This is a genomic window from Terriglobales bacterium (assembly GCA_035624455.1).
Classification (GTDB): Bacteria; Acidobacteriota; Terriglobia; order Terriglobales; family Acidobacteriaceae; genus DASPRM01.
The window spans coordinates 26,262-48,209 of record DASPRM010000075.1; the positions used below are offsets into that span (position 1 = coordinate 26,262).

Consider the following 21,948-nt stretch of genomic DNA (forward strand, 5'->3'; position numbering starts at 1 on the left):
GGTGAGATAAGTTGGGAGACCGCATGTCAGGATGGCAGTGACTGCGATTAGGGCGGCTTTTACACAGCAACGAAGAACTCTGGCATGCACCGTTTCCATGCTCTTAACGCTAGCGGTTCTAAGTGGCGGGCTACATCGGGGACTTGGCGTAGCGAGCTTGGAAACAATCCATATGTAATTAGTGGATTAAGAAGGTAATAGATGCACACTCCCGCAAGCCGGGCCTATGTGCTCAATGGGTTAGGGGAGGACAAGGATTGCCGCCATTGCCTCGCTAACCAGCGCGCCTAAGGCTTTTCCCCGATCCCAGTCCTTCGACTGCTTTGATCAGTTCTGCAACGTTCTTGAGATCTCCGATGAAGAGTCGCAGTTCGCGGTCCCGCGCAGCAGAGTCAGGCGCGCGCAGGATCGAGGAAGGATGGACTGTTGCAACCACCTTCGGAGCCAAGTCGGAGGGCACCGCCTGGCCTCGCATTCGCAAGACACTGAAGCTGCGCCCCAACAGGGTCTGAGCTGCTGTAGCTCCTAAGACCACCAGCACGTGAGGCCTCACCACAGCAAGCTCCGCATTTAGCCACGGACGGCAAGCGGTTACGTGGAAGGAACGCGGCTTTTTATGAATTCTGCGTTTCCCACGCGCATCCAACTGCCAATGAAAATGTTTCACCACGTTGGTAACGTAGACGTCCTTACGATCAATTCCGGCTGAGCTCAGTGCTTGATCCAGCAGCCGCCCCGCTGGCCCGACAAACGGCTTGCCCGCGAGATCCTCGCGGTCTCCAGGCTGCTCTCCCACAAACATTACCTTCGCATGTGGGCTTCCCTCGCCAAAGACGGTCTGCGTCGCCATTTTCCAGAGCTCGCAGGCTTTGCAGGTAGCGGCAGCTCGGCGGAGGTTTGCCAGGGTCGGGTGCTCGGGGATCAGCTCTGCGGCTGTGCCCGGGTGAAGTACGGCAACTTCGCTTAATTTGGACATAAATGTGACCGTCAGGCGCCTCCAGTTCTCTAACGCTTATAGATGCCGCTGGCCGGCTTCCAATGCGTCTCAACTATGAGCATGAATCTTTACGCGGGAGATACAGTACCCAGGGTATTGGTGGCGGCGTTCGGATAGGTTTAATTTTGATCGCTCGGTAGTGTGGAGCACATTGCGGTAGGTGCAGCTAAGAGGTGGCCTGTAGTTTGACGCCTGACTTTCCGTAACGGGTACGCGTAAAAATTACACCAACTCACATTCTGCGCTGCTCTTAAACCTACCCAGTATCAGGGACTTCGCTTTTGGCAACCTCGATGCAGCCGTCATTTAAAAGCATCGTATGTGATGAAGCACATTGATCGACGCAGGTCAGTGCTTATGCATGAATTAAGCGTGCACAACCCTGCTGAGTTCCTGGAGGAACGTGGATGGCGTTTCGAATCTTGATTGCCGATGATCATGAAGTAGTACGACGTGGTCTTGCTTCGCTTCTTCAAGGGCAACCGGATTGGGAAGTGTGTGGCGAAGCTTCCGATGGACTTGAAGCTGTCGAGAAGACCGCATCTCTTAAACCGGATGTGGTCATCCTCGATATTGGAATGCCGAACCTCAACGGTTTGGAAGCGACCCGGCAAGTCTTGAAGAACGATCCCAAAACCAAGGTCCTGATCCTCACCCTGCACGATTCGGACCAGGTCGTGCGAGAAGTCCTCGATGCTGGGGCCCGCGGTTTTCTGCTCAAGTCTGATGCCGCTCGCGATCTCGTTGTCGCTGTGGAGGCCTTGCGTCGTGACAAGACCTACTTCACTTCCAGAGTTGCAGGCATGGTGCTCGAAGCTTACCTGAAAGGTGGCTCTCCTGAGGAGGTCCCTCCTCCCAGCCGCAACACCTTGACACCACGAGAACGGCAGATTGTGCAATTACTGGCGGAGGGGAAGAGTTCCAAGGAGGTTGCGGTCACGCTCGACCTCAGCGTAAAGACCGCTGAAACTCACCGTTCCAACATCATGCGGAAATTGCAGCTGCACTCGGTCAGCGAGCTGGTGCTTTACGCCATCCGGAACAATATCGTTCACGTGTCCCCGCCCCTGGATCTGAGCGGAGACGGCAGCCAAGGAAAAAGCGCTGCGGTCAGCAAGGAGTAAGAAGGAATAAAGCTGTAGGTTGGGTTGAGGCAAGGGGCCGCATTCAGCGGCCCCGGACCGAATGCAAGTAGTGTCAATTACGCTGCCGGTTCAGAGGGCCAGCTTTAACAACCCCACTTTGTTCTTGATGATCTTCTGATCGGTGCTCATGACATCTCCTCTCTTGCGCCGCTCGGCGCAGTCTATCGGAAATGTCAGATCAAGTCGTGGTTAGGACACCTCATTCAGGGTTTGTTCGAGCAGGCTCGCGGCCTCCGATTCTCCCATCAAGCTGGCGAATGTACGCACACAACCATAACCCGCGATCTCATAGTGTTCGACGCGTTGAGCGGAAGCGATGATGGCTGCATCGCGAACATTGGGCGAAGAGTAGCGCTTCATCTCCTTGCTGCCCTCCTCAATCAGGCCTTCCATTCCGTCGCATTTCTTTCGATTTGGACTTCTCGCCCATTTTTTCGAAGATCTGCTCCAGGCGTTCCACTTGCTGCTTGGTAATCTGTAAGTGTTCTTCCAATGCACTGCGCAGTTCATCGGAAGAGGCTGCATCGGCAAGTTTAGGCAGGGCTTTGACCAGCTGTTTTTCCGCGTCATAAAGATCGCGCAGTTGGTCGACGTAAAGTTCACGTAAAGAACCTGATTTCACCGTAGTTCTCCTATGCTTTTGTGGTCTTATCTGAAGCTCGAAATCTGCTTAGCAGCATTCATCCAATGTGTTTGCTCGAGGTTTGTGGAAAGGGCGGGAGGCAGGAGCCGGCTCCTCAAGAGAGCCAGCACCTGCCCGGGTGGTGGGTATCTGAAGGCAACTTGTGGTTGCGCAAGGATAGGAGTCGTACGAAGAGCCGCACAATCCCGCTAAGCCTGTACCTAATCTGGATAATCTCTGTAGCGCATGTTGCTTACAGCCGCCGCGCAAGTCCGCCAAATTCTTGCCGCCAGATTTGTTGTTTGTACGCCCCATGATCAATCTTGCCGTCGCCAGATGAATATCGCTCGTACTCGGAAAACGATCTCCATACACTTTTTTCACCATAGTCATCCCTCGCATGCGAGCCAATCCAGATAGGCGTGTAGCGTGAAGACGGAATTACTGTAGGCTCACTCTCTGTGTTTGGCGTGGTTACCATTGCACCTAGGGCTTACCCGCTGCGAAACGGGTGATGTCAAATTAGGCGCGAAGAGCCGGACACATTTTTTGCACATCTTTTTTCGTTCGTGCGAGTTAGAAGCCTGACCTCCCCTACTCCGGTACAGCAACTCCTGAAATGAACTACGGGCTGCACCTTATGGACGATGCTCGCCTCCTTACTTACGCTCATCGGTGCCAAACGTACCGCAGCTTCAATTGGTGCGCGAATCGCAAGGCGCGTTGAAAGGAGATGCCAGTGAGCACGTTAGAAGTCAATGCGACCCCGATGACCGACGACGGAAGTGCCGCCACTCAATTCGAATCGGATATCCAGCTTGTGCAAAGAGCTCAAAAGGGAGATGCGGACGCTTTTGCTACGCTCTTTCACCTTCACAAATCCCGGGTCTATTCGTTGTGCTTGCGCATGACGCACAACACCGCGGAGGCCGAGGATCTTGCCCAGGATGCTTTCATGCAGGTTTTCCGGAAGCTATCCACATTCCGCGGTGATTCCGCACTTTCTACGTGGCTTTATCGCGTGGCGGTCAATACCGTGCTCATGCACTTCCGGAAAAAAGGATTGCGGCAGGTTTCGCTTGACGAATCTTCCAATCAGGAGGCGCCACAGGTCGCGCGTGAGTACGGAACTCAGGACAAACGGCTGAGTTCGTGCGTGGATCGTTTAGCCCTGGCACGCGCTATCCAGAAACTGCCGGCCGGTTACCGCACCATATTTCTCTTACACGAGATTCACGGATACGAGCACCAGGAAATCGCTCGCATCCTCAAGTGCTCGGTTGGAAACTCTAAGTCTCAATTGCACAAGGCAAAGCTTCGCATGCGCGAACTGCTCGGAGGGTCCAGGGAAACCGAAAGCAGCAGGAAGCCCCGGATCGGTAGAAGAATTCGGCCTATCACCGAGCGGGCTCTGGCGGCGTCTCTCGCGCGCCTGCGGTCCGCCGGCAAGTGGCCCTTCAAAGAGAAAGAGAAGGATGCCAATGACTCGCCTCTGTTCGCGCTCGACGCCGCCACATCGCGATTAGCAGAGAGCCGATTGTAGGCTCTGTATGTGTAGATCTGGACTACGACCTGGGGCTTGATGTGGATCTAGCTGCCATCCTTATCAGCGGCGCGCCATTGGTGTCAGGAGCCGATACCACAGGATACGCACGCGACGCTTTGGCATCAGGCGCTGTTTGCTATGCGCAATGTGATGTGCTGGGCCGGAGCGTTCTCATGAGGACAGAGGAACGGCTGCGGCAGTCCCGAGTTAATTCCATTTCCCTTGTCGCGGCCACTGGAGAAGACTTCCCCGTACATGCGCGGACCATCCGGGAAGTGTTCGAAAGTCCCACTACGGAAGCATGGAAGCCACAGCTATTGGAGTATGTTCGGGGCGGCATCGAGTTTGTAGTTCTATTCCTCGTGAATGCGTATGTCGAATTTGACTTACAGGAATGGCTCGAGTTCCGCCGCGAACGGCAGAGCGCCGTAACCGGAGTCTGCGATCAACATGGCGGACTGCCAATGGTCCTGCTGGACGCACGGCAGACTAGAGAAAAAGCGATTTCTTCCAAATTTTCCAATTCGCCTGAACTCTTCCCGGTCACCGGCTACGTCAAACGTTTGGCGAATGCCTGCGCCCTCCGGGAATTGGCACGTGATGCTCTGCAAGGACGCTGCGAACTTCAGCCTCAAGGAGACGAGGTTAGGGAAGGAATCTGGATCGCGCGGGGAGCCCGTATCGACCCTCGGGCTCGGCTCCTGTCCCCCGCGTACGTGGGCTCCAACACAAAATTGCGAGCCGACGTCTTGCTCACGCGCTCGGCTGCTGTGGAACGAAATTGCGAAATCGATTTCGGTACTTCGATCGAAGATGCCAGTGTGCTTCCTGGGACCTATCTCGGCGTAGGGTTAAGCGTGGCCCATGCCGTGGTGGCAGGAAGGCTCTTTATGCAAGTTGATCGTCAATTGGAAATGCAAATCGATGACCCGGCGTTGCTGGATATTGCCCGGCAGCCGCTTTCCACCCGGATGATGAATACAGCAAGGTCTTTCTGGCGGCGTTCCCCGCAGATTTCATCGGCTCGGTCAACCAGAAGTTGAAGAATCGCATCTTTAGAATGCGCTCGAGCGTCATCGCGGGTAGCTGTCACGAATCGAACCTGGGGGGAATATGAGGGCTCGCACTGCAGTTGTGGTTACGCCCATGCCGGAAGTACTCAATCTGAAGCAAGCTCAGATCCTCATGCGGGAGATTCTTCCCTTCTTAAAGGCTGATCGGCCTCGGCTGATATTTGATTTCACGCACGTCCGCCAGATTGATACCGCTGGGTTGGATATGCTCCTGCGGTGTTTGAAAACAGTCATGAAGCGGGATGGGGACCTGAAACTGGCATCTCTGTCGCCGCAAGCGGAAGTGGTGCTTGAGCTGACTCGTGTCGATCGACTCTTTGAGACCTTTCCTACTACCACCGACGCAGTACGGAGCTTCGGCTGCTCTGAGCCAGAATACGAGACCACATCGGGATTAGCAGAAGGAACCTTGTGCGGGGAGTCAATGCAGGCTGAAAAGTTACCAGCCGAAAACCTGGTTCCGCAGTTGAGGGTTTCATGAATATCCAGCATTCAGTCATGCGCTCACTGGCATTCGGTTTGATACTGATTTTGGCCGCCCCGTCTATAGCTGCAGCCGACCAGCAAATGGCCACCGACAACCAGAGCCAAGCCGCCGCGGGTCAGTCATCTACTGCTCAGCCACAGGGGGAAGGAACCTACTCCTCAAGTCAAAGTCAAAAGCCAGCGTCGGAGAACCTGCCTGATAGCCCCAGCGCTGCCAGTCCGGCAAGCAACAGTCAAAACCAGCCGGCTACGCAGTCAGAGAGGGAACAAACACCTATGGGCACAGCCGCCGCCGAAGGCCTGGGCATGAAGGGTAACGCGGGATCGCGACCGGCGGGAAACGCTATCGCCCCGGCCAAACAGCGTCAAACCCGTTCCTTTTGGATTAAGGTTGGAGCTGTTGCAGCGGGCGGAGTTGCGCTAGGTACGGTCATGGCCCTTTCCAAAGGAACGTCCAGCAAACCCCCGGGTGCTCGTTAACCGGGGGTTAAACAGACGCGAATGTGCAGCCTAGGCGCATCGTGGCATCCTCTCAGCTCTCTTTACAGACGAGGAGTTCCAGTGAAGAAGGCTCCGCACTCTGCGAATCAACACGACGGCTGGCGAAGGCTGATGCTCCTCAGCTTCTCTGGGATTGACGGCGCGGGGAAGACTACGCAGATTCAGCAACTTCATTCCCGCTTGTCGCAGGCAGGATTTCGGATTTGCAAACTGAGCTTCTGGGATGATGTGGCAGTGCTGTCACGCTTCCGCGAGGGCATCACTCATCGACTCTTTGGCAGCGAAAAAGGAGTGGGCGCTCCTGGGCTGCCTGTCGAGCGCAGAGACAAGAACCTCAGGGCATGGTATTTGACGCTCAGCCGCCACTGGCTGTACCTCCTCGATGCTCTACACCTGTGCTGGATCGTTCGTCGCTTGCAGGCAGCGGACATTGACGTCCTGATATTTGATCGCTACATCTACGATGAACTCGCCAATCTCCCCCTTCGCAGCCACGTGGCACGGCTGTACCTGCAATTCGTGAACCGCATTGTGCCCGCTCCCGATGTAGCTTACCTTTTGGACGTTGAACCTTCCCTTGCGCAGCAGCGGAAACCAGAATATCCGGTGAAGTTCTTGTGCGAAAACCGGCAATGCTTTCTCGAAATGGCTCTATCGCTGGAGAATATGAAGGTAATTCGCGCATCGGGAGTCGATGAAGCGCAAGACCAGATCATGCAGATGCTTACCGATTCCGATTTAAGACGTCAGGAGCTGTGTTCCCAGTCAACCTTGCGCCCGTAAACAGGAGTCCGCCACTGCTCGTTTCCCTTATCTCATTGTGTTGAGCCAACATCCAGAGCATCTTTCCCATCGAAGATTCGGACACCAGGGTTACAGGATGAGAATCTGCCTAGTCAGCACATTTCCGCCGAGCCGCGGCGGGCTGAACGAGTACGGTTTCCACATCGCTCACGAACTACAACAGAATCCACTGCTCAGCGTCACGATTCTCGCTGACCAATTACCTGCGCCTCAACCGGAACTGGATGGATTCTCCGTGATCCGCTGCTGGTCTTTCGACGACCCGCTCAGCCCTGTAAAATTGCTACGCAGCATCCGCGAGGTCAATCCGGACGTCGTCTGGTTCAATCTTCTGTTTACAACTTTTGGTCACAACCCTCTGGCGGCATTCCTCGGGTTGATCACACCCGCGCTTGCGCGCATGGCCGGTTATTGGACCCATATCACTCTCCACCACCTTATGGACACCATCGATCTGGCTGACGCCGGCGTGCGCTTTCCTCGGATTTATCGATTGGGGGGCGCAGTTGTGACCCAAATGTTGCTGGCGGCAAATTCCGTTTCCGTCTTGATGCCTGCCTATCGTCGGCTGCTGCGGACAAGATACGGAGGCTCGCATACTAAACTTCGCGCTCACGGAATCTTATGCCCCATTCCGGAGTTCCCGGACTATTCTCAACGGGGCAATCCAATTCATCGTGTCCTGGCATTCGGAAAATGGGGTACCTACAAGCGTGTCGAACATCTCATCGAGGCGTTCCGATTATTGAAAACAATGGTGCCCAACGTGAAGCTGATCATCGCGGGCGGCGATCATCCGCGAACCCCCGGATACATAGCTTCCGTGGCGCAGCAATTTCAAGATGATCCCACGGTGGAGTTCACTGGGTACGTTTCCGAGGAAGATATCCCCAGTCTGTACAAACAATCGACGGTGCTGGTGCTTCCCTACTCCTCATCAGCCGGAGCGAGCGGCGTGGCTCACCTGGCGAGCGCTTACGGAGTTCCCATCATTTCTGCCGATCTGAGGGACTTCCGCGAGATGTCGGAGGAAGAGGGAATGGCTATCGAATTCTATGAGCTGGGAAATTCACACGATCTGGCAAATCGGTTGGCCACGTTGATCCAGTCTCCAGAAATGCAACGCCGAATGGCAATGCAGAACTTCCGCGTGGCGCTGCACATGACCATGCCACAAGTGATTTTCAGCTACCTGCATTCCTTCCAGGTCGAACAAGAAATGAAGAATCAAGAATCGCTGGTGAGGCTCAGGCGTCTCCCGCGATGGTTTCCAGCCCGGGCTTGGATTGGCAGGACCATCGCCAAACGCGGTCTAATTGCTCGTGCCAGCTCGCCACAACTGCTACGAGCCGGCAGAAGCCTCGCCTTAATGGATGGTGAGCATGGTGGTAGTCGACCCTTGGATCTGGCCGGAGTTCCCGCTAATGGTAACGGTGTAATTGGCCGTATCACTTTGAATGATGGTGCTCTGCTGAGCACTCTGGCCCCCGCAGGAGCCGAGCAGGAACCCCAATAACAGAACCAATCCCGAGGCAGCCACCTTAGGCGCACAGTTTCTTTTACCATCCCCTGCTAGTACCAGTCCGGACGCGCTCAGGAGAAAACTCGTGTACAGGGGCAGCGAACGCTGTCGGTTCGAGTTCGGCCCGCCGGTTCGCGAGTTCCAGGCTGTCATGCTCGCAGTGGAAATCGTCAGTGTGGCAGCGCCCTTGTCGTTGCCTGGAGTGACCGCCTGGGGAGAAAACGCGCACGATGCTCCTTGTGGCAAACCGGAGCATGACAGCGATACTGGATCATTAAACGGTAGCACCTTTGGACTTACGGTAATGGTGACGCTTGCCGATTGTCCGCGCGCAACAGAGATGGCTCCGGCCGACACAGTCATATCCAAACCCTGCGCGACCGGAGCTGCCACTGAAGTCGTTCCACTACCTGTTCCGGTCGTCCCTCCACTTGGCGCTGGCCCGCTGGTTGTTGTTCCCCCATCACCAGTAGGAGCTGGATTGCCGCCGCCACCAGTCGCTCCCCCGCCAGCCGAAGTCTCGCCACATTCTGCAGCGTATGGCAAGGCACGTGAGATCTGATTTCTGATGCTGGGCTTGCCTACGGCCTGAACATAAAGCGTGTAGTTGCCCGTGGAAGGAGAATACTTACACAGGTCCAGAGAGTGCTGCTGCACCGGCACCCCATCGAGCTGCATCAGATTCTGCCCGTCATTGCTGATGTAGACCTTATAGAAAAACACGGTGCTCTCATCGCCAGAAACGTTCCAGGAGAGGGTATTTCCCTGCAGATCAGCTGCAACCGTCAGGCAGTTGTCGATTCCAGTTTCGATTTCCGTGGCCTCTTCGTAGTCATTCCAGGTCACCAGCTGCAAAGCAGGAAGCTGACGATTAGTACTGTAAAGACTGTTGACCTCGTCAAAAGTTTGTAACCATGTCTTGCCACACTGCTGCTGCATGACGCGATTCGAGCCCCAGGCGGCCAGAGTGTCGTTAAACCCCTTGTACGTTCCTCCCACGGTTTCGCTATTCGCCGCCGAATTTCCCGCTAGATAAAAATTGTTGAGGTATCCCAAGCCATAGTCACTAGTGGTCGGAATAACCCATGCATACGCTCCGCCACTAAGCTCGTGGCTAAAGCCGCCAGCATTTTGGAAGATGAACATGGGCTTGACGTCGAGACTCGCATTGACCGAATCCCAGTTGATGCTGTAGGAGTCAGCAATCCCGAAGTCTGCAACCACCGGCTTGCCACTCACTCGCAGGTAAGCTGGGGATGGAAAATAGTTTTGCTCCACATAGCGAAGGTCACTGATGAAAGACTGCTCAGGATTGCAACCCGCACAAGGAAACCAGCGGATCGCTCCCTGGTCCACCATAATGGCGAACGTGAAGCCAGGATGGGCCTCGGCTTCCACCATTACCGCGCGCGTGGCTTGGTCAATTGAATTCCCTGGGCCATACCAGTCAATGATCACACCATCAATTCCGCGTCCTATCATGTCCTGGATTTGGCGTTTCACCTGCGCAGGATCGGCTGAGTCGTAGCCTACGTTCATGTGATTCGATCCTCCGAACCACAGCAGCAAGTGGGCGTAGACTTTGGTGCTAGCTCCCGCATAGAGCAGGGAGTGGACATCCGCTTTGCTGACATTTGCGCCTCCCAAATTTCCGTTCGATTGGCTGGTGAAACCGGGAGCGGCACTGGTGTTGCTGTTGGTTTCCCAATAAAGGGTAGTAGTGGGCGTGATTACCAGGTTTCCGGCGAAGCTGAAAATCGGCAGTAAGGGAATACACACAAAGAGGATGAGAATTTTGTACCGACGCACGTTGGTCCTCGCGGAGGCGGGAGGGCGCCTTCTTGAGGTCCGCCTAGCTTGCAGCCATCATCGCCAGGTGAAAACGAGCACACCTGTAGCTGGACGTGGCTTTCATTGGCTCACGGCAGAAGAGCTACTTCTTGCGGCCGATCAAGCGGTGAGTTCCAGGGCTTCGGGACAAGCCTCGCAGCAGGTTTAACGTGCGCAATTCCCTGCCGCGATGAGAAGGGAGAACCGTGGCCTCTACACACCGGCACTCAGCCCAAGCTGCCAAATGCAAGCTATCTGAGGATCCACATACCGACGCGAAGCGAGCTTCGGATGGGGATCTCGCTTCAAGCCCAAGTCTGAGTCAGCCTACGTGCCGCCTATGGCGACCACCGCCCTCAAGCAGCTCTCCTAGCCGGCACAGCCAGAAAGCTTCCTCTCGTACGCATGGACTTGAAAAATTGGCGCGAGTATATCCTCTCAATCCCGTTATCAGCAACGGAGAAAATGGGGCGAACTGTGAAAACCGTGTGGATAAGCAATTGTCCAGACGATCGGTTCGGCTTGAACTTCAGTGACTTGCACATAATGTGCAAGATTTTGCAGCGAACGCTTGCCCGCCCGCCTTCACCTCAGGCACCCCAGGTTAAGCAAGAGGAGAGTGGAAATGAGAACAGTTTCCGGGCCGGAGAAGTGGGCTCTGCCGATGTTGGGATTGCTTTTTGTCTCTTCGGATGTCAGGGACTGACGACTCCTGGTAGCCAGGAAGCCGGCACCGGTACCCAAATCCTGCAGGCCTCTGTGAATTACATCGTGTTCATGGTTCAGGAAAATCTCTCTTCAGTAGCCTACCGTTCAGGCCCGGGCTCGATTTTTTCAGAAGAAGCTTTTTCCATGGAAATGCTGCGAGCCGCGTAGTGTATTCCGTCAAATTCGGCCGAGACGTTAACCATGTCACCTTCGTGGAGGCGCTTCGCTAACGTTATTTGCGAAGGCTCAATGTTGATCTCGTAATTCTTGTCGTCGCTCGAATTGGTGACTGCCATCAGGTTCGTGCGCAGATTCAAATACGTCACACGCCCATAAAAGGTGTATAGCCCGCCACGATCAGCGAGAATCGAGATCTCCTCCACTCGAGCGTAACCCGCCGGGTCCGGGTGGAACTTGTACGAAACGAGCGCACCTGGTTGCAGGTCGCGTGCAGATCCAATTTTGTCCCCTCGGCGAATCACGGTTGCAGGACTGACGCGTAGTTTAATCGGCTCGAGGGCCAGAGAATCGCGCACGGTAAACTCGCCGCTGCTGGGATCGTATCCAGCCAACTGCCCGCTGCCCTGTCCCCCTCCAGAGTGTGCCTGCACGTGAATTGCTTTCGCATAGATTCTGGACTCCACCAGCATCGTATCGGCATAGATACGATCTCCGCGGTGGAGAATCACTCGGTTCGACCTGGTGCCATCCTGAAAGATTGCTGTGCGCGGGTCAAAGAACAGCTTCAGGCTCTTATTCTGTCCAAACGGACGCAACATGAGTTGGTCGCGGATCTGATCCACCTGGATAACAGTACCGCCAATCAGAGTTGCCTTCTTCGGGGGCAAAGGACTCAATTCTGGCAACAGCGCGACGATATCGGATTCCGTGGCGTTGCTGCGATCCGGCAAGTCGGAGACATCAGCAGCTGATCTCGGATTCTCAGCGGGTTTCGTAGTGCTTGAAGTTGCGGCTGTGGGTGGCATCTGCGGCGACCTCGACGGCAGGGGCGAAACCTGGGCCATCACCGCCGCACTCAGTAGACACACTAAAAGAAGGCTCCTCATGGCGGTTCTTCGATGCGGTTTGCAGTTCCCGAGTGGCCTTGGGAAGAGCGGCACGGCGGTCCTGACTGGGCAACCTGATCCAGGTATTCGCATCAAAACACTGGTTTTGGCAAAGCTCACGGCTAAGCAGAAGGAAAGCAGAGGAGGTCATAGGTGTCGGTCAAAGGGAACTATTTCCGCGGCGCTGTGAACGTAATCTTCGCGGCACTACTCCTATGCGGCCATGGATTTGGTGGCGACCTGAGAATCACTCTGCCCAAGCGCAGCAAACCAACCCCGGTCCAGCAGCTTAATCGCGAGGGAGTGGCCGCAATTGAGAAGCACCACTTCGACAAAGCCAGAACGCTTTTCTACAAAGCTTATCTCATCGATCCTGACGATCCATTCACACTCAACAACCTGGGATACATTTCCGAGCTCGAAGGCAAGGTCGAAGCTGCGACGAAGTATTACAACCTGGCATCAGCACTCGCCACCCAAGCCGTGATCGATCGCGCTACCTCGGACCGACTGAAAGGAAAGTCGATCGACGAAGCCATTAATAAAGTAGCTGATCCCATGATGCAGGCCAATCGCGGGAACCTGCAGGCAATTCTTTTGCTCTCGCGCGGACGCGCGGTGGAAGCCGATCGTTTATTGCAGACGATGCTGGCTGCCCATCCGCACAGTCCCTTCGCGCTGAATAACATGGGTGTGGCCAAGGAGATGCAGGGCAATCTGGAGCAGGCTGTGCGGTATTACGACGCTGCCGCTCGTGAACGCTCGGACGACTCTGCGATCGTCACTCTTGATCGTGGCTCAAGGGGGAAGCCTATCAGCGAGATGGCTGCCAACAGCGCCAAACGGGTTCGCGACGAATTGAAGAAAGAAGACGCAGAATCGAAAGCAGCGCGACTGAGCTTGCAGGGAGTTATCGCTGCGAACCACAACGATCTCGAAAGCGCCCAGCGTTATTTCCAACGCGCATATGCTTTGAATCCTAACGACGCCTTCACCTTGAACAATATGGGATATGTCTCAGAATTGGCAGGAGACAAAGAAACCGCCGAAGACTTCTATGAAAGGGCCAAAACCGCCGATCGTGCAGGGCGGCGCGTTGGCATCGCCACTCGCGCATCAGTTGAAGGTCAAAAGCTGGAGCGCGTAGCTTCCGGAAATGACCAGCAAATGGAAGCCGGCCTTGAGGAAGAACGCGAGGCCAGACGTCAGGAGAAAACGCCCCTGCAGCTGCTACGCCGCAACAACGAGCCAGCCACTTCACCCCAAGCCGCGGAGCCAAAGCCGCAGAATTAGCTAAGCCTGCTTGTTTAGCTATCCAAGAGTTAGGTGTCAGGGCTCCTTCCAGCTGTTCATTCGGCTGGACAGGCCCGGCTCTGCAGCATGCGGTTGATGTCCGATTCTGGATCATAGGGGATGTGCTTCACCTTGTTTTTGGCATAGCGCCACAGGGTGGTCATGTTGGTTTCGTACCAGCAGCATTCGCGCATTCGTGAAGAGAAGCCACATATGAAGCGGAAGCTCTGCAGAGCTATCGGGGAAACCAGCATGGCTGCTGCCATCCGGTGGTTGCCATCAAGAATGGTGATAGGACTCTGCTCACTGTCGCCGATGAACAGGATGGCGGAATATCCCGAGGGTTCCTGCAACCGTCGCCCCAGACGTCGCAATTCCGCCAGGAACTCCTGATAGGAACGCTTCAGCCCTCCCCCATGAATGCGTTCTACAATGTCCAGCAAGTAAAAACTGCCGTGCGCAATCCGCCGCCAATGAGCCCTGGGAAACACTCGCACTCTCTCCAACTCGGGACCAGCCAGGTCCACCTCATACCACTCTGTATCGGGCGGTAACTCACGCCACATTGCCCCGCGTCGCAGGAACAGTAACGCCCGCCGCAGTTCATTCTCTTCCTGGCTTGAAAGATCCGGATTGCTGACAATCGATCCCAATCGCTGCCGATAAGGGTCGAATTCAGGATGATGAAATTCATTTCTCAGAAATTCCGCAATCACTTCGGGCTCACACAAACGCCCGCGCTTGCGAATTCGATTGACCACGCCGACAGGCATCGCCTCGACGGCAATGGTAAGACTCGACCTGACAAATGGCAGCAACACCATTATCAATAGCAGCAGCATCAACACCAACTGCACCGCGATCACCTGCGCCAGGGAGTTATGGAACAGATAGATTCCCACGACCAGAACGCCGCTCACCGCCAATTGCAGCCAACCTGTGTTGGCAATCTTGAGCGACATTTCGTATGCGATCATGACCGCACTAAGGGAGTAGATTCCGGTGGTAACCGCATACAGCACCAACAGCGACGAGATTGCCTTGGCGCCCACCACTTCGAAGTGAGCACCGAAGATCATCCTCCAAAGGAAACTCGGCATAAGCCAGATTCCGATGATCAGAACGGTGAGAGTTGCAATCACTATCACCAGCGAAGTTATCAGCACCGGCCGGCCCTCGTGTTCTTTCGTAGGCGAACCCGCAGAAACTGGGAACATGGTGCTTACCACGGACCAGGAACACATCTGCACCACGCGACCCACAAGGGCTACGGCTGCGTACAATCCCGCCAGCGCGGGTGCAAAAAAATGCTTTACCAGAACAATATCGAAGTTGTTGATCACCACCTGACCAACAAAAAACACGATGGCCTGGAGGGCCTCACGAAAAGAGGTGACGACAGCGATTTGGGGACGGCGTATTCCGCGCGGCGGACTGAAAATGTAAGCCATCATAACCGCCAGCACGCTAGCCAGGACCGCGCCACTCACTCCCATGCCCGCCTTGATAAGCAAGAGCGCCCCACCTAACCGGACTACACCTTCCAGGAGAAAATTGATTCCCAGCTGGCCAAAGGCGTAGGTCCCCTGGTAGAAGCCGCGGCGGGCGCCCAGCGGAATGTAAAAAGCAGTTCCCAGGGCCAGGAGAACCACCAGAGTTGCCGATGGCAGGCGCAGGTAGGAAGACACCACCTCGCGGAATAACACGAGCAGAAAGGCGAGGAACGCCCCCAATCGCCAGGCCCGGCCGTGCAGGCCGAAGTAGACCGCCGCTTTTTCTTCGGAGGATGCATGGTTCGCAGTCAGCTTGGCGCACAAGATCTGAAATGACAGGGTGAGGGCAGAGACCAGCATCAACAGCGTGTAGACGGCCGTGGCATGCCCGAATCCCACCGGACCGAGAAGCCGCGCAACCCCAATGTTGTAAGCCAGGTTCATCAGGCTCACGAGCCCAGAACTGGCAAGCAGAATCAGGCTCCCGGTCACCACTCGCGAGCGCAAAGCTTTCAGCTGCGGTGACACCAAGACGCTAAGATCGTGCTCAGGCAATCGTTGAGGGCCAGGTTTAGTCGTGTTCAACATCGGCGTTTGACTGGGGTTCGATTTCTCGTGCCTCAAAGCACGCCTGCTGAATGACCCGCTTCCGGCAATCCGCGGTAAGCCATTCGTGTGGGGAAGACAGCAGTAGCATCAGAACAATGTCAGATGAAACACGGGTAAGACCTCCGTCTTGCCGCCTTGGCCAGAAAAGTTATAGAAGGTCTGCTGCTCTACACCGAAAGACAGTTTCAGCGGATAACCAATTCGACTCCCTCCCTTACCGTCATCCCCCGCCCGGTGAATAGGCTTCATGTACGAGACCAGGAGTTGCCCGTCAGCATTGTCATAATCGTGAAAGCCCTGTCCTCGCGAGAGCGCAAAAGAACCCTCTACGCTCCAGCGATGATTGGGGAAATATTCGACTCGCACCGCCGGGCGCACTGCCTGTGCCAGCGCGTAGAGTGAGTTCTCCACCCGCCACGATCGCAGATACTCTGCCAGACCCGTTACTTTCAGGCGCTCGTTGAAGCGGTGCTGCCATCCGACGTAAGTGGAGGTTGTGAAATATTCCCTTACCAGAGGATTGAAAAGCAGGTCGCGCGCCGCATAACCGGTGATCAGCGCGTTATTCCCCCACGGACGGCCAACTCTGAACTCCAGCGTACCGGTAATGTCACGGGAATGCAGATCCTGCAAGCTGAAGGGGCCTGTCTCGTGCGTGAGGCTGCCATGCACCGAAAGCCAATTGCCAAACGAGCTGGTCTCCATATAGACGAACTGACGCAGTAAGTTCTGGTTCATATCCACTGGATCAAGCCGGTCTCGGCGATTGGTGAATTGCAATCCAGTATGGAAGACCATGGTGTTGCTTCCCAGGCGAACCACGGGCGCAATACCCACATTGAAAATAGTGTCGAAGGTACTGCGATCGCGAATGAGATCGGTACTGGGGAAGGAGATGCGCCCTCCCGCGATGCGTTCTCCGACGAAACCCTCAATCGTCGGTATGTTCTCCGGGTGAATGCGGAAGTGCTCGGCCGCCAGCGACTCGTAAGAAGATCGAGGCGGCGGCAGCGTTGCGGCATTGCCACCGCCATGAAGCCTGGCATCGAGAGTGTAAATATTGATGTCCTCGAAAGTGGGTGCGAAATAGGCTTGTGTTGCCAGACTGAGCTCATCGCTGATTGGCTTGCCTTCCTCACTCTCCAACTCGAACTGGCTGATCGCCGCCTGGTTGTCAGGATCGCCTCCGACGACCGCACTGGCTCGGCCAAACTCCATCAGAGCGCGTTCGGTGTCCTGTTTTTGGCGGTAAACATTGGCCAAGGTCATCAGGTAGTCATAGTCCTGGTCGGAGTCGGCGGATTTCTCCAGGATTTTCAGCTGCATCTCCGCATCGTGTGGATTGCCCTGAGCCAGGTAGCTGTTAGCTAACCCTAGTGCAACTACGCGTTCATCTGCTCCCGCCGTACGGGCTTTGTCGAAATAGGTGCGCGCTAAATCGAAGTCGTGAAGCGTAAGCAGAATATCGCCCGCTTCGACCAAATCTGACGGCGTAACCGGTCCTGCTTCACCGATGCGCGCTTCGGCAAATCCAAGACTGATTTGCTGACGAGCATCCTCGAAGTTCCCTTCCCGGGCAAACACGCGCGCAATCGCTAATCGGGTGGCCACGCGATCTGACTCTCCCGACTCCAGGGCCCGTCCAAAGCGATCCATAGCCGCCTGGCGCTTGCCCAGGGTAAGCAGAGCATCGCCCGTGGTCATCAGGATGGCTGGCTTCCCTGCTCTCTGCTGCTCGGCCAGCTGGATGTATCGCATCGCCTCGTCTTCGCGCCCCAGATGCGCATAGCAGCGGGACATTTGCGCCTGCAGCAAAGGATCGCCGGGAGCGAGCGCCATCGCGTCATTCAGGGCTTGGATGGCGTCGTTATAGCGATGCATTTGGTACAGGGTATCGGCCAATGCCATGCGGGTTGTCAGGTCATTAGGTGTGTCGGCCAGGGCCGCGCGATATTCGCCCTCTGCTTTTCCCAGGCGTTGCTGCTGGCGAAAAGCCTCAGCCCGCGCTAAGTGCCAAGCTCGAGGTTTGCCCAGCAGTCTTTCGGCGGAATCCAATTCGCTCAATGCTGCCTGAGAACGACGGAGTTGCAAGTCTGCATAGGCCAGCCCAAGATGAGCCTCACCGTAATCTGGCCTCAGCTTGATCGCGGCCTGAAAATCCCGTGTCGCTGCTCGGGCGCGCTTCAAGTCATTCAGCACGTATCCTCGGTTCACGTATCCGGTAGCCATCTTGGGATCCCGTTCCAAGGCGCGAGTGAAATCGTTGAGCGCGTCATCCAATAGCCCATTGTGATAGTGGACGTAGCCTGCAATGAGAGCCAGATCCTTATCGCGGGGCAGAACCTTCTCGTATTCGTTTACAAGCTGAAGCGCTTCATCATAGCGGCCAAGGTAGTACAAATCGTAGGCGTAGTAGACCGGCGCCTGTGGATCCCGTGGCAGCTTTTGAATGACCTTTGCCCCTAAGCTCGCCGAATCCTTATAGGCGCCACGGAAGAACAGATAGCGCTCGCGCTCACGCATCACCTGTGGATGCTGGTCCATCTCGCCGGTGCTTCGAGCGAGCCATTTCTGAGCTAGCTCCAGATCATGCGCTTCCAACGCCGCGTTGGTCCCTCCGGCGATAACCATCGGATTGGTCGGCATCAGCTTGTAAGCCGTTTCATAGCTCAACTCAGCGGCAGGCAGCTTGCGCAAGGCTGTATCGAGATCGCCTAATGCCAGATGGGGAGCATAGTCGCCGGGATGAAGTTCCATGGCGCGAGCAAAGTAGCCCTCCGCAGCTTTTGGATCACCCATCTCCCGCGCCAGATATCCCAGCGAAGTCAGCGCAAATCGATTTTGTGGATCCAGAGTGAGCACACGCTGGAACATCTTCTGCGCTTCCTCCTTGCGATCGAGCTTCCAGAGCAGAAATCCATAATTCAGGACCAGATTAGGATTCGAAGGCGCCAGTGCCAGAGCCTCTTTCATGTCACGATCAGCGGCGGTCATGTTTCCGGAGGCGGATTCAATCACGCCTCGCAGGCGCAGGAACTCGGGCCGCGAAGAATCTGAAATCTGAATTTTCTGAATTGCGCTGCCGGCCAGCTCGAGCTGTTGGTTCGCTTCCCCTGGATTGTCAGCGCGGCGATAGAGATCGTAAAGCGCCAGGCGCAGCTGAATTGGATATAAACTGCCCTCGGCAGGAACTTCCGGTGAGTGACTCAACGCCAGTTGATATTCCTGAATGGCATCTGCTGGCCGGTTTTGCAGATCCGCGATCTGAGCAAGGATGGCGTGCAAACGATAATTCTTCTGATCCCGGTTACGGGCACGGTCTAGAAAGGGTTTGGCGGCATCCGGTTTGCCGGCATTGATGAGCGACTGCGCTGCACTTAACTGCAGTCCGATGTTCGCGGTGGCTGCTTTAGCCGCAAGTACATAAACGTCTGCCGCTTCTTCCTGCTTTCCTGCCACCCCATAGGTATAGGCCAGTTCCGCCTGAACTTCGGGATTCCTCGATCTAATCTCTTTCAATGATGCAATCGCCTCGTCATACTGACCGTTTTCGCGGTAGTACCCGGCAATGGCTCGCAGCACATCAGGGTCCTCCGGTGCCCGGCTTTTCGCTCGCAGCAACATTCGCTTCGCCTGCTCCGGCTGATCAAGGCGCCGATAGACTTGAGCCATCAACACCTCTATGTGGGACGATGGCTTCTGACTGTCTGCCTGTTCCAGGAACCCGAGAGCACGTTGTGGATCCGAGCCCAGGAAGAGCTCTCCCGCAAATGCCAGGATCTCGGGATTCTTCGGACTCACTGTAAGCGTCTTCAGCAGCAGCTGGCGTGCCTCTTCCTGGCGCCCCATTTTTGCGTACGTTTGAGCTAATCCCGACAGTGCAGCTCCGGAACTGGGTTGAATCACCTGTGCGTGCTGATAAGCATCCTCCGAGAGTTGGTAACGGCCGGCGAGGCGCGCTGCGTAACCCAGAAGCAGCCATAGGCTGGCATCCGAAGGTGCTGCTCTTGTAGCTCGTTCGGCATAATCTACGGCAGCTGCGTAGTTACCGGTGCGCAAGGCATCCTGCGCCGCATGGGCCTGACGGGCTACTTCCACGCCCGACCCCCACCCGATTCCCGACTGCGCTGCGTCGCTGTTCCCCGACTGCTTGGAAGTTGACGCAGGCTTTCCGTTCGGGTTGGCAATTTCAAAATTCTGCGCCCAGGCGTTGCCGGTTACCGCGATCAACCAGAGCGCGGCGCAGCACAGGACCTTTCCCATGCTCGTCATACACGTAGGCTCCGAGTTCAGTCTCAGCAAGCTCACCTGCTTAGCGCGACTTCAGATGCACCGCTTTCCAATCAGGCTGCTTCATCCCTCATAAGGCGCGGATCTACCAGCGTTCAAATAAGTTATGGTCATTCTCGGCAACCAGAAAACTCTGAGAGGACTTTCCGAATCCAACGCTTTCGCCCGGGGAAAAGGAGGAGTTCTTGGCGAGCTTAGGACAAACCTATGTCGATCGGCCGTTGCTTGCTCATCGTGGCCGCCCAATATCGCTTCTGATCATCGTTCTGCTCGCCATAGCCATACACGGCCCGCTCCTCTTTATGCAGCTGCCTGCATCTTCTTACGACACCAACTTCCACATCTTTCTGGCGTCGCATTATTCTCAGCATTGGTTCAATCCCTGGAATGAAAAGTGGTTCGCCGGCTTCTCGCAGACTACTTATCCGCCGCTTACACATCAATGGATCGCCTTGTTTTCTAAGGTTATTGGTCTGGACATGGCCTACATGCTGGTCCAGCTCATCTTCATCGTGCTGCTGGTCGTGGGAGTAATGCGATATGCGCGGATCTGGGTTGATGAATCCGCGGCCAGCTATGCAGCTATAGGAAGCATTTTTCTCGGAGCCTTGGCATTCCTGGTGTACGGCGCAGGACAGCTGGCCACGGTCGCAGGGGCTGGCTTGTTTCTTAATGCGCTACCTTATTTCTATGAATGGTCCGCAAATGCAAGCGTGCGTGCTTTACTTAAGGGACTCGTGCTGGCCATAGCAGCAGCATCAGCTCATCATGTCACGTTAATTTTCGGCGCAATTCTGTTTGCTGGACCGGTAGTCTGGGTGGCTTACCAAGACGTGAAATATCATGCCGTGGAGGGCAGCCCTGCCGGCGCATTGTCGCGCGCATTCGCTTTTCTCGCACTATGCGGAATTGGAGTCGGAATCGTGCTCCTGCCCTTCTGGATTTCGCTCATCCAGCATCCCATCAAGCAGATTCCGATCCCCCACCCCAGCCGCGAGAATTTCCTGCTCAACTCATTGGTAGGCATGAATTATTTCGTGGTCCCTTACGGACTACTGCTGCTGGCCCTTCCATTCGTAGTGATACGAGGGTCTTCCGTCCGACGCCTGCGGCCACTGCTGTTCGGTTTTTGGCTGACCTTCCTTCTGGGATTGGGTGGAACCACTCCCGTCCCCCGCTGGCTACTGGGACGCGCCTTTGAGATTCTCACCTTCGAGCGCTTTACCTTCTGGGCAGCTTTGATGACATTGCCGATCGTCGGATTGCTGGCTGTTGAGCTGATTGATCGTTTCGACAGTTTCGCGCAAGTTGGCTTGTCGTTTGCGGCGATAGCCTGTTTGGCGCTTGCGCTGGGATGGACCACCGCAAGCCCTTATCGTTCCGCGCCAGTCTCGAATGTAGATCAGGTAGTGTCATTCTTAAATCGTGATGGTCACGATCAATATCGTTATTTGACTCTCGGATTCGGAAGTTCCCTGGCTAAGGTTTCCACCTACACCGATGCCAGTAGTGTGGATGGCGATTACAACTCGGCTCGCCTTCTTCCTGAGATGACGCAATACGGCGGCGCCCAACTCACCAACGCGAAATTCTACGGCTCGGCAGGTATGGAATCGCTGCGCGCTATGCTCAAGCATGCGAATCGCTACGGACTGAAATATATCTTCGTGCGCGATCGTTACTACGAACCGCTGTTGGCATTTGCCGGCTGGCGCAAGATCGAAACCTACAACGGAGGCGAGATCACAGCCTGGTCTAAAGAGGATGTGCCTCCCGCACACAAGATCGAGTCTGACGCAATACCAGCACCTTGGGAAGGATTGCTGTGGGGAATTCTGCCCATCGGCAGCAGCCTGCTGGCGATTCTGCTTGCGCTGATGCTGCCCGCTCGGCGCCGAGTTCGCGAGGAAGTCGGGGCCTTAGCTCCTCTCAATGAGCACTCGGCCGCGTGAAGGAACTATC

General features: G+C 55.6%; 14 protein-coding genes. 8 read left to right on the plus strand and 6 right to left on the minus strand.

Annotated elements, in window-relative coordinates; translation table 11 throughout:
• Nucleotides 1-274: 274 nt before the first annotated feature.
• Entirely contained in the window at nucleotides 275-976 is a 702-nt protein-coding gene (locus VEG30_08075; GenBank protein ID HXZ79870.1) for a UdgX family uracil-DNA binding protein, read from the minus strand.
• A 428-nt stretch (nucleotides 977-1,404) separates the two neighbouring features.
• On the opposite strand from VEG30_08075, the gene VEG30_08080 reads away from it, so the two are divergent.
• On the plus strand, nucleotides 1,405-2,121 hold the full coding sequence (locus VEG30_08080) for a response regulator transcription factor (GenBank protein HXZ79871.1): 717 nt from the start codon (nucleotides 1,405-1,407) through the stop codon (nucleotides 2,119-2,121).
• Between the two features lie 210 nt (nucleotides 2,122-2,331).
• Here VEG30_08080 and VEG30_08085 read toward each other — a convergent pair whose 3' ends face one another.
• On the minus strand, nucleotides 2,332-2,535 hold the full coding sequence (locus VEG30_08085; protein HXZ79872.1) for a DUF892 family protein: 204 nt from the start codon (nucleotides 2,533-2,535) through the stop codon (nucleotides 2,332-2,334).
• Complete coding sequence (locus tag VEG30_08090) at nucleotides 2,519-2,764, minus strand: DUF892 family protein (protein HXZ79873.1); 246 nt, start codon at nucleotides 2,762-2,764, stop codon at nucleotides 2,519-2,521. Before VEG30_08090 ends, VEG30_08085 begins: the two co-directional genes overlap by 17 nt.
• 739 nt (nucleotides 2,765-3,503) lie before the next feature.
• On the opposite strand from VEG30_08090, the gene VEG30_08095 reads away from it, so the two are divergent.
• From VEG30_08095 to VEG30_08115, 5 genes are all read left to right on the plus strand, one after another.
• The gene (locus VEG30_08095) at nucleotides 3,504-4,307 is read left to right on the plus strand and encodes a sigma-70 family RNA polymerase sigma factor (protein HXZ79874.1); all 804 of its coding nucleotides are present in this window, start codon (nucleotides 3,504-3,506) and stop codon (nucleotides 4,305-4,307) included.
• A gap of 176 nt (nucleotides 4,308-4,483) precedes the next feature.
• Entirely contained in the window at nucleotides 4,484-5,353 is an 870-nt protein-coding gene (locus tag VEG30_08100; protein HXZ79875.1) for a hypothetical protein, read from the plus strand.
• Nucleotides 5,354-5,423: 70 nt separating this feature from the next.
• On the plus strand, nucleotides 5,424-5,864 hold the full coding sequence (locus VEG30_08105) for an STAS domain-containing protein (protein ID HXZ79876.1): 441 nt from the start codon (nucleotides 5,424-5,426) through the stop codon (nucleotides 5,862-5,864).
• A 566-nt stretch (nucleotides 5,865-6,430) separates the two neighbouring features.
• Entirely contained in the window at nucleotides 6,431-7,153 is a 723-nt protein-coding gene (locus VEG30_08110) for a thymidylate kinase (protein HXZ79877.1), read from the plus strand.
• A gap of 97 nt (nucleotides 7,154-7,250) precedes the next feature.
• Nucleotides 7,251-8,690, plus strand: a complete 1,440-nt coding sequence (locus tag VEG30_08115) for a glycosyltransferase (protein ID HXZ79878.1) — start codon at nucleotides 7,251-7,253, stop codon at nucleotides 8,688-8,690.
• Between the two features lie 2,642 nt (nucleotides 8,691-11,332).
• On the opposite strand, the gene VEG30_08120 is transcribed toward VEG30_08115, so the two are convergent.
• Nucleotides 11,333-12,301: a hypothetical protein gene (locus tag VEG30_08120; protein HXZ79879.1), complete on the minus strand. Its 969-nt coding sequence runs from the start codon at nucleotides 12,299-12,301 to the stop codon at nucleotides 11,333-11,335.
• Between the two features lie 153 nt (nucleotides 12,302-12,454).
• On the opposite strand from VEG30_08120, the gene VEG30_08125 reads away from it, so the two are divergent.
• Nucleotides 12,455-13,594 (plus strand): tetratricopeptide repeat protein, encoded by a 1,140-nt coding sequence (locus tag VEG30_08125; GenBank protein HXZ79880.1) that lies wholly within the window; start codon nucleotides 12,455-12,457, stop codon nucleotides 13,592-13,594.
• Nucleotides 13,595-13,650: 56 nt separating this feature from the next.
• Here VEG30_08125 and VEG30_08130 read toward each other — a convergent pair whose 3' ends face one another.
• Nucleotides 13,651-15,615: a hypothetical protein gene (locus tag VEG30_08130; protein ID HXZ79881.1), complete on the minus strand. Its 1,965-nt coding sequence runs from the start codon at nucleotides 15,613-15,615 to the stop codon at nucleotides 13,651-13,653.
• 168 nt (nucleotides 15,616-15,783) lie between these two features.
• Nucleotides 15,784-19,968 carry a tetratricopeptide repeat protein gene (locus VEG30_08135; GenBank protein ID HXZ79882.1) on the minus strand — a complete coding sequence of 1,395 codons (4,185 nt, stop codon included), beginning with the start codon at nucleotides 19,966-19,968 and terminating at the stop codon, nucleotides 15,784-15,786.
• A gap of 203 nt (nucleotides 19,969-20,171) precedes the next feature.
• Between VEG30_08135 and VEG30_08140 the strand changes: the two genes are divergently transcribed.
• A complete protein-coding gene (locus VEG30_08140) occupies nucleotides 20,172-21,938 on the plus strand; it encodes a hypothetical protein (protein ID HXZ79883.1) in 1,767 nt (588 codons plus the stop codon).
• Nucleotides 21,939-21,948 lie beyond the last annotated feature (10 nt).